The 7734-nt window shown below is 62.6% G+C and carries 7 protein-coding genes and 1 pseudogene; 5 read left to right on the top strand and 3 right to left on the bottom strand.

Features of this window, described 5'->3' with window-relative positions:
• Nucleotides 1–273: 273 nt before the first annotated feature.
• Nucleotides 274–1152 carry a dienelactone hydrolase family protein gene (locus VIZ63_RS17475; RefSeq protein WP_331610971.1) on the bottom strand — a complete coding sequence of 293 codons (879 nt, stop codon included), beginning with the start codon at nt 1150–1152 and terminating at the stop codon, nt 274–276.
• A gap of 308 nt (nt 1153–1460) precedes the next feature.
• The gene (gene otsB, locus VIZ63_RS17470; RefSeq protein WP_331610970.1) at nt 1461–2198 is read right to left on the bottom strand and encodes a trehalose-phosphatase; all 738 of its coding nucleotides are present in this window, start codon (nt 2196–2198) and stop codon (nt 1461–1463) included.
• Nucleotides 2199–2387: 189 nt separating this feature from the next.
• On the opposite strand from otsB, the gene VIZ63_RS17465 reads away from it, so the two are divergent.
• The 4 genes from VIZ63_RS17465 (at nt 2388) to VIZ63_RS17450 (ending at nt 5918) form a co-directional block, all read left to right on the top strand.
• Entirely contained in the window at nt 2388–3284 is an 897-nt protein-coding gene (locus VIZ63_RS17465) for an ROK family protein (RefSeq protein ID WP_349261214.1), read from the top strand.
• A gap of 75 nt (nt 3285–3359) precedes the next feature.
• Complete coding sequence (locus VIZ63_RS17460) at nt 3360–4514, top strand: AGE family epimerase/isomerase (protein WP_331610968.1); 1155 nt, start codon at nt 3360–3362, stop codon at nt 4512–4514.
• 164 nt (nt 4515–4678) lie between these two features.
• Entirely contained in the window at nt 4679–5029 is a 351-nt protein-coding gene (locus VIZ63_RS17455; protein WP_331610967.1) for a hypothetical protein, read from the top strand.
• Nucleotides 5030–5213: 184 nt separating this feature from the next.
• Nucleotides 5214–5918: a hypothetical protein gene (locus tag VIZ63_RS17450; RefSeq protein ID WP_331610965.1), complete on the top strand. Its 705-nt coding sequence runs from the start codon at nt 5214–5216 to the stop codon at nt 5916–5918.
• 33 nt (nt 5919–5951) lie between these two features.
• Here the strand turns inward: VIZ63_RS17450 and VIZ63_RS25450 are convergent.
• A pseudogene (locus VIZ63_RS25450) lies at nt 5952–6890 on the bottom strand (aspartyl/asparaginyl beta-hydroxylase domain-containing protein).
• A 141-nt stretch (nt 6891–7031) separates the two neighbouring features.
• On the opposite strand from VIZ63_RS25450, the gene VIZ63_RS17440 reads away from it, so the two are divergent.
• Complete coding sequence (locus VIZ63_RS17440) at nt 7032–7637, top strand: rhomboid family intramembrane serine protease (protein ID WP_331610963.1); 606 nt, start codon at nt 7032–7034, stop codon at nt 7635–7637.
• The last annotated feature ends 97 nt before the right edge of the window (nt 7638–7734 follow it).

Genomic DNA, 7734 nt, shown 5'->3' with positions numbered 1-7734 from the left:
ACTTACTTAAAGCCGGAAGCCGCACTCCTCTCGTCATTTGTGGGTCCGGCTTCAACCGGACATCCGAAGAATTCAGATGTTCGACTAAAGTCGAACCCACAATAAGAGGCTGAAAGAGCCTTAAGTAAGCGCCATTGGGCTAAAGCCGGACCCACGGGAAATGTGGGTCCGGTTGGCGGTTGATTGTGGGTCCGGCTTTAGCCGGACAGATCCAGCGCCGCGATCTCTCCGGTCAGTGAAGCGATGTCCTTTCGGCTCCGCTGGCCGGACGGGTCATACCAGCGTCGTCTTGAACAGAGCCAGCAGGCGACCCCACGCTTTTTCCGCCTGCGCTTCGTCATAGACGCGCGAATCCGGCGGGCACCAGCCGTGGATTGCCGGATACACCTCGATCTCTGCGGGCAACTTCGCCTTGGCAAATGTTTCGCGCAGCACGTCCTTGGCGTTCGGCTCCTTCTCGTCGTCGTTCCTGGCGATCGCGAACAGGTAGTGGGCCGTCATCCTGGGGACGAGCAGGTGCGGGCTGTCGGGTTTGTCGGTGACCAGGCCGCCACCGTGGAACGATGCGCCGGCGCCGATGCGGTTCGGCAACGCGGCCGCGGTGCGCATCGTGAGCGGTCCACCCATGCAGTAGCCGGTCGTGCCGATTTTCTTCTTCTTGTCGACTGCCGTTTGCGCGTCGAGCCAGGTGACGAACGCCGTGGCATCGGTCACTGCGGTCGTGGCGTTCAGCGCTCCGGCGAGCCCCATGAGAGCCGCGCGCGTTGCTGGATCGTTGAAGTCGGCCTTCTCCGGCGCCGTTGGCGCCTTCTTGGTCCGGTAGAAAGGATTGACCGTCAGCACGGCGTACCCGGATTCGGCGAGCCGCTTGCCCATCTCACGGAACGCGGGACGCAGGCCGAAGATGTCCGGCCAGACGAGAACAGCGGGGTGTTTGCCTTCAGCAGGATGCACGAAATGGGCGTCGCACACGCCATCCGGCGTCTTGATCTCGACCTCCGTTTCTTTCAAAGCGACGGCAGCACCCGCGAGCGACGGCAACATCGCGGTGAGGCTGGTACCCATGGCGATGGCGCCGAATCGGCGGCGCGACAACTCGTTGCTGCGCAATTGATACTCGACCATGTCGTCGAACGAGTCGTTGTCACACATCGTTGGCATTCCTCAAAGTCGCAAAGGGCGGAAATCTTGCGCCGATGACCCGGCCGGCCGCAACCGTCCTGACGTTGTGCGCATTACTTCGTCGGGTTCTTCATCCGCGGCGACCGCTGGCATGCGCGGCTCGCTCTACGGGCAGCAGAGCAATCGGAAGCCGCTCATGAGTTCCGCCCGGGGGTTCCGCTCCGCGTGCAGATCGAATCCGACGAGTGCGGCGGTGTGACATTCGGGTGTGTGCGACAGGCGTCATCACGGCGTGCCGACTGACGCTTCCTGTATTCGCGTGAAGAGCGGGCTGATACCTACAGCTTTGCGAGCCACTCGTGCACGGCAACGACATCGGCGAGACGATACGTCGCCAGGGTGGCGGAGGGATCGCCGACACGAATGGAAATTCCGCCGAGGCGATTGACGACCGAGAAGCCATCCTCATCGGTGACGTCATCGCCGATGAAGAGTGGCATGCGTCCGCGAAACGGCTCTTCCGCCATGAATGCTTCGATCGCACGTCCTTTGGAGTAGCCGACGGGGCGCAGTTCGAACACAAACTTGCCGGGTTGCAATTCGTGCGTGCCTTGCAGTGCTTCGAGAGCGCGCTGCGCCTCGGCAAGTGCCGCTGATTCCAGCTGCGGCGCCAGGCGGTAGTGAAGGGCGAGGGCGTAGGTCTTGTCCTCCAGCAGAGTGCCGGCATGCACCCTGCTCCATGCAGCAAGCTCGCGACGCGCGGCGGCGAAGCGGTCCATATCGATGGTCGGATGGATCAGGCGGCCAGCGGCCGTACGCCGTTCGCAGCCGTGAATGCCTGCCGCAGTCAGTTGCAGTGGTGCGAACAACGCATCGAGGATGGGGATGCTGCGTCCGCTGACCAGCGCGATTCCGCCGCCCAGCCGGGTGGACAGGCTGCGCAGCAGAGTCTTGAGTTCGTCGGGAACGATCACCGAATGGGGTGTCGCGGCAATCTCGATCAATGTCCCGTCCACATCGAGGAACAATGCGAGGTGGGAATCGGCGTTGAGCGCAGGAATGGAAGCGAAAGTCATCGCCCGGCAAAGTACGTCCTTCGTGCCAGCGATGCAATCTGGCGAATCACCGCACAAGCCATCTCCATCGGCGGCGCTGGCCCGAATTTACTTTGATTAATGGCCTCAGTAGCCTTGCCGCCCATGTCGAGCGTTTCCACATCCAGCGAAGTTCAGGCGGCGCTCGGCGCCGCAGGGGACGGTGCGAAGCTGATCCAGATTGGCGTCGACTTCGGCGGCACCAAGATCGAAGCCGCGGCGCTCGATGCAAACGGAGATTTTCTCGCCCGTGTGCGCGCACCCAATCCCGGAAACTATGACGCTGCGATCCGTGCGGTCTGCGATCTGGTCACGGATGTCGAATCGCAGGCCGGCGGTCGCGGCACCGTCGGCGTCGGCTCGCCCGGATCGATCTCGCCGCGTACTGGCGTCATGCGCAACGCAAACTCGACTTATCTCAACGGACGACGTTTTCGCGAAGACCTCGCCCTGGCCATGAATCGCGAAGTGCGTCTGGCGAACGATGCCAATTGCCTGGCGTTGTCGGAGGTCGTCGATGGCGCAGCCGTGGGTTCGCGAGTCGCGTTTGCCATCATTCTCGGCACGGGGTGTGGCGGCGGGGTGGTCGTCAACGGGCACCTGATCGAAGGCGCCAATGGCATCGGCGGCGAATGGGGACACATGCCGCTGCCATGGCCGACGCGTGAAGAGTTCGACGCGACGCAATGCTGGTGTGGTTTGCGCGGTTGCCTCGAGACCTGGGTCTCCGGCAGCGGACTGCAGCGTGATCATGCGAGTGCCGGCGGCAGCACCCTGGATGGTGAATCGATCATTCGAGCTGCACGCGCCGGCGATGCGCTGGCCGCCGCGGCATTCGATCGCTACGTCAGTCGCCTCGGTCGGGGCATGGCCGCGCTGGTGAATGCGCTCGATCCCGACACGTTCGTGCTCGGCGGCGGCATGTCCAATGTCGCGGAGCTCTACGAACGTCTGCCTGCAGCGATACGCCCGTACGTTTTTTCGGATGCCTGGGAGGCGAAAATCCTTCCCGCGCGCTGGGGCGATTCGTCGGGCGTGCGAGGTGCGGCGCGCCTGTGGCTTATGTAACCGGATTGCGACAGCGGTATGCGAGTGCGTGGTCTGTAGAATGCAGCCTGTTTTGCTGTGACGGAGTCTCTGCCGATGCCATCTGCGCTGCTCGAAGCCTCTGAATTGTGCGAATCACTGAAGCGCTGGCTGCTCGAAAGTGCCTATGCCGTGTGGTGGGCGAATGGCGCGGATCACGAGCGCGGCGGATTTCATGAGCGCCTGCGGATGGATGGCACGGCAACCGGCGAACCGCGGCGCGCCCGTCTGCATCCGCGGCAGATGTACGCTTACGATATTGCCGACGAACTCGGCTGGAATGGCCCGAATGAGAAGGCCGTGCAGCATGCGCTGGATTTCTATCTCGCCCACTATCGTCGCCCGGATGGATTGTTCCGCACGCTGGTCGCGGCCGATGGCAGCCTGATGGACGATCACGCGATTCTGTACGACCAGGCGTTTGCACTGGTCGGTCTTGCCGCTGCCTACGACACGCTGGACGACGAGGCGTTGCGGGAGTCCGCCCGCGATCTGCACGAGCAATTGCGTGCTCAGCTTCAGCATCCTGCGGGCGGCTTCGAGGAGGCCAATCCTCGCGTGCTGCCGCTGACATCCAACTCGCACATGCACCTGTTGGAAGCCTGCCTCGCCTGGATGGACCTCGATCACGACGCCCGCTGGCAGGCAACCGCACAGGAGATCGTCGAGCTGGCGCTGATGCACTTCATCGACCCGGTTACAGGCTTGCTGCGCGAGTTCTTCGATGGCGCATGGCAGCCGGCAGCGGGCGACGTGGGGCGCATCGTCGAACCGGGTCATCAGTTCGAGTGGGGCTGGCTGTTGCTGCGATGGGTCGAGAGGACCGGCGAAGCGCGCGCGAGAGAACCTGCACTGCGCATGATTCAGTTCGGCGAACGGCTGGGCGTGGATGAGCGGCGCGGCGTTGCGATCACATCGTTGCTGACCGACGGTAGTGTGCGCGATCCGCTGGCGCGCCTGTGGCCGCAGACTGAACGCATCAAGGCCGCATGCATCGCCGCTGAGACGACCCGACAGCCGGAGTACTGGACGATGGCCGCCGCTGCCGCCCGCGGCCTGTTGAAATACCTCGACACTCCGATGCGGGGCCTGTGGCGGGACAAGATGAATCCCGATGGCACGTTCGTCGAGGAACCCGCACCGGCGAGTTCGTTCTATCACATCGTTTGCGCCATCGCAGAGCTCGAGCACACGCTCAAACGCGCCGGCTGACGGCGGCGGCAACCTCGCCACAGGTTCGAGCAACAAACAAAATGACGTGATCGATGCCCCCCCGAGTTGGGTGCGACGATCGATGGTTTCACGCCCGGGCGGGCAATTGCGGCTCTTTGCAGAGCCTCGTCATAAGCGCCGCAAAGAACATAGAAGGGTCCCCAATGTCCAAGCGGCGTCCGTCACTGCTCTCCACCTTGCTTGCGCGACTGAACAAGGCCAAAGCACCGCCGCGCGCGCAGCCGGCCGTCCTGCCGTTTCAGGCCATCGCCATTTACCGCGGCGTCAGCGCCTGCGAAATGGCGAGGAAATTCAGTGAGCATCGTTTTCTTGTCCGTGAGGCGCCCACCTTGCCGTTGCCCGGTTGCACGATGTCGCAGGCGTGTGAATGTCGATATCTGAAGTTCAGGGATCGGCGCGGCGAATCGCGACGCCTCGATGATTTCGGCGCGGCCACACGCCTGACCAACCTGCCCGATCGCCGCCGCACTCGCGGTCGCCGCAAGACGGACTGACGGGTTCAGCTACGGTCGCATGAGTCCGCAACGGGCTGTCACCAGCGGCAGTTCCCGCGGCGAACCGAGTTCATCGTTCGCAGGATGTGAGTCGTCGGAGCCATTGTCCTGAAACACTCGCGGTGCGAGGTTGCGCCTCCCGTCTGGCATGAGCCGGAAGCTTCAACCCGTACCCGGAGTGACCATGAATTTCAGTTCGAGATGGATGATCGCGGCACTGGCGGCCGCTGTGGCAATGGTCGGATGCAGTAAACAGCAGGAGCCCGTGGCACCTGCAAGCGCGCCTGAACCTGTCGTTGCCGCACCTGCCGCACCTGCCACGACGAGCGCACCGCCGGCTGCCCCGGTGGCGGACGCAGCTTCGCCGGTCAATGACGAGCGCGCCGCGGCCATCGAGGCGGCCCTGGCCGAGGAGGAGATCGTGTCCGATGCGCGTGGTCAGTTCGCCGTCGGCGCCACTGGCAGTTCGACGTATGGTGATAAAGCGCCCGACTCGCAGTCGAGCTACACACCGTTCGCAGCGACGGGCGTGCCTAACGTCGAAAAATATTCCGATAACGGCAACTCATGGGCGACTGCGACCCCGGACAAAGGTATCGAATGGCTGGAAGTAACCTTCGGGAGGCCGGTGCAGGCGACACAGATCCGCATTCGCCAGAACTACAACCCGGGCGCGATCATCAAGGTCGAGCTGATCGCCGAGCGCGGCTCGAAGCAGACAGTCTGGCAGGGTGTGGATGACCAGGCGTATGCGCCAGGCACCATCGGCTGGTTCGATCGGTCGTTCGACAAGACGACGGACAAGATCAAGGGCGCGCGCATCACGCTCGCAACCAATGCGGTGCCGGGGTGGAACGAAATCGATGCAGTGCAGCTCCTGGGGGATTGACCGAAAGGCACGGGCCCAGCGCCGGCTTCTGGCCTACTGCCACAAGCCGGTTGCCAATAGCGGCCGAAGAAACAGAAAGAACGCGAGCGTACCGAGCAGGGCCCATTTGAGCGCGTAATACACGCTGCGATTCCAGGCCTTGACGCGCTTGGTCAGAAGCCGGAACTGATAGGCGTACTGAAATCCCCTGTTGAGGCTGCCGACTTTCTCTCCCGGCAGGTTCTGATTCCCGGCCCCACGTGCCAGCCGCTGACCGATCCAGTGATTGAGCGCGCGGGCGATCGGATTCGAGAGCGGCCGTTCGACATCGCAGAACAGGATCAGCCTCTGCACGTCGGTCTGGTTCTCGGCGCGATGAATGTACGTTTCATCGAACAGCACCGCTTCGTCGTCCTTCCAGTAGCACAGCTCGCCGTCGACGAAGATGTGGCATCGGTCGCTGTTCGGTGTGCGCAGGCCCCGCTGATAGCGCAGTGAACCCGCGAACGGGTCGCGATGCGAAGGCAGTCTGGCGCCGGGCGGCAACAGCGCAAACGTCGCCGCCTGCACGTTGGGTATCCTCGATAGCATTCGGTCGTGCATGGACACAGGCCGCGCGCCGATGGCAGGAAGTCGTCGTACCACTTCAGGTAGAAGCGCTTCCAGCCGCTCTTGAAGAAGGAATTGAATCCCAGATCGTTGTATCTCGCTGCCGAGCGGATGTAGCCATGTCGAACAGGCGCAGGCCTTCATCCCGGATCGTGCGCCAGTTCTGGCTGAGCGGACCGAGTTCGGGAAAGTCCTTGGGAGCCGGGAAAGGTCGCGCCGGAACGGCGGAGAACAGGTACATCAGTGCGTTGCAGGGCGCCATGAAGGTCGAGTGATCCGTGATCTGGCGACCGATGCGGTGGCGGACCCACCCCGTGTGTGGGTGTAGACGGCTGCTGCGACGAAAGTTGCCAGCACCAGCAGCCGGGGCAGGACGGAAGACATGGAATGCAGATGGTTCATGGTCAGACCACAGACATTCGACCGACGGGACAGCGCGGATTTCCAGACCGCAACTTGTCGTGACGGGCAGTATCGAAGTTATTCTTCGACAATCAACATGAAGTTTCGGAAATATTCATCCCCATGAGTTTCATCGGCAGTCCCGCAGCGACCCTCATTTTCTTTGCGACGATCGCAATCAGTCTCCTGGCGCTGTATCAGTCGCCGCGACTGCTCGACTGGTCATTGTTTCGCCCTTACTGGTTCCTGCGCCGCCATCAATACGCGACGGTGGTGACGAGTGCGCTGGTGCATGCCGATCTCATGCATCTGATCTTCAACATGATGACGTTCTACTTCTTCGCGTTCCCGCTGGAGCGTTACATCGGCACGTTCTGGTTCGTCGTCCTCTATGCCTTCGGATTGCTGGTGAGTCATGCGGGCACGTGGTTCAGCCATCGCAACAATCCGGAGTACCAGTGTCTCGGCGCATCGGGCGCCATTTCCGCTGTGCTGTTCGCGTCGATCATGTACTTCCCCGACCAGTCGCTGTTCATCATCCCGATCCCCGTACCGATCCCGGCGCCGCTCTTTGCTGTCGGCTACCTGGCCTACACGTACTACGCCTCGAAGCATCCGCACGGACGCATCAATCACGATGCGCACCTGGGCGGGGCGGTCGCAGGCCTGGTGTTCGTTGCGCTGCTGACTCCTGGCGCGTACCGGTCGCTCTTCGCATCGCTGTTCTAAAAGCACAGCATCGACAGTTGGCGGCAGAAAAGCGCGTTGCGCGCTGCCCTGCTGTGGCCCGGTGATCCGGCTTCAGCGGACGGCTTGTTCGACTGAA

It is taken from the genome of Povalibacter sp. (assembly GCF_036520495.1).
Lineage (GTDB): Bacteria > Pseudomonadota > Gammaproteobacteria > Steroidobacterales > Steroidobacteraceae > Steroidobacter.
Note: the sequence above shows the minus strand (reverse complement) of the source record. Positions and strands in the feature narration are given on the sequence as shown.

Coding starts and splice junctions, on each gene's coding strand:
- VIZ63_RS17475 (WP_331610971.1), bottom strand. CDS start 1,152: ATGTGTGACAACGACTCGTTCGACGACATGGTCGAGTATCAATTGCGC.
- otsB (WP_331610970.1), bottom strand. CDS start 2,198: ATGACTTTCGCTTCCATTCCTGCGCTCAACGCCGATTCCCACCTCGCA.
- VIZ63_RS17460 (WP_331610968.1), top strand. CDS start 3,360: ATGCCATCTGCGCTGCTCGAAGCCTCTGAATTGTGCGAATCACTGAAG.
- VIZ63_RS17455 (WP_331610967.1), top strand. CDS start 4,679: ATGTCCAAGCGGCGTCCGTCACTGCTCTCCACCTTGCTTGCGCGACTG.
- VIZ63_RS17450 (WP_331610965.1), top strand. CDS start 5,214: ATGAATTTCAGTTCGAGATGGATGATCGCGGCACTGGCGGCCGCTGTG.
- VIZ63_RS17440 (WP_331610963.1), top strand. CDS start 7,032: ATGAGTTTCATCGGCAGTCCCGCAGCGACCCTCATTTTCTTTGCGACG.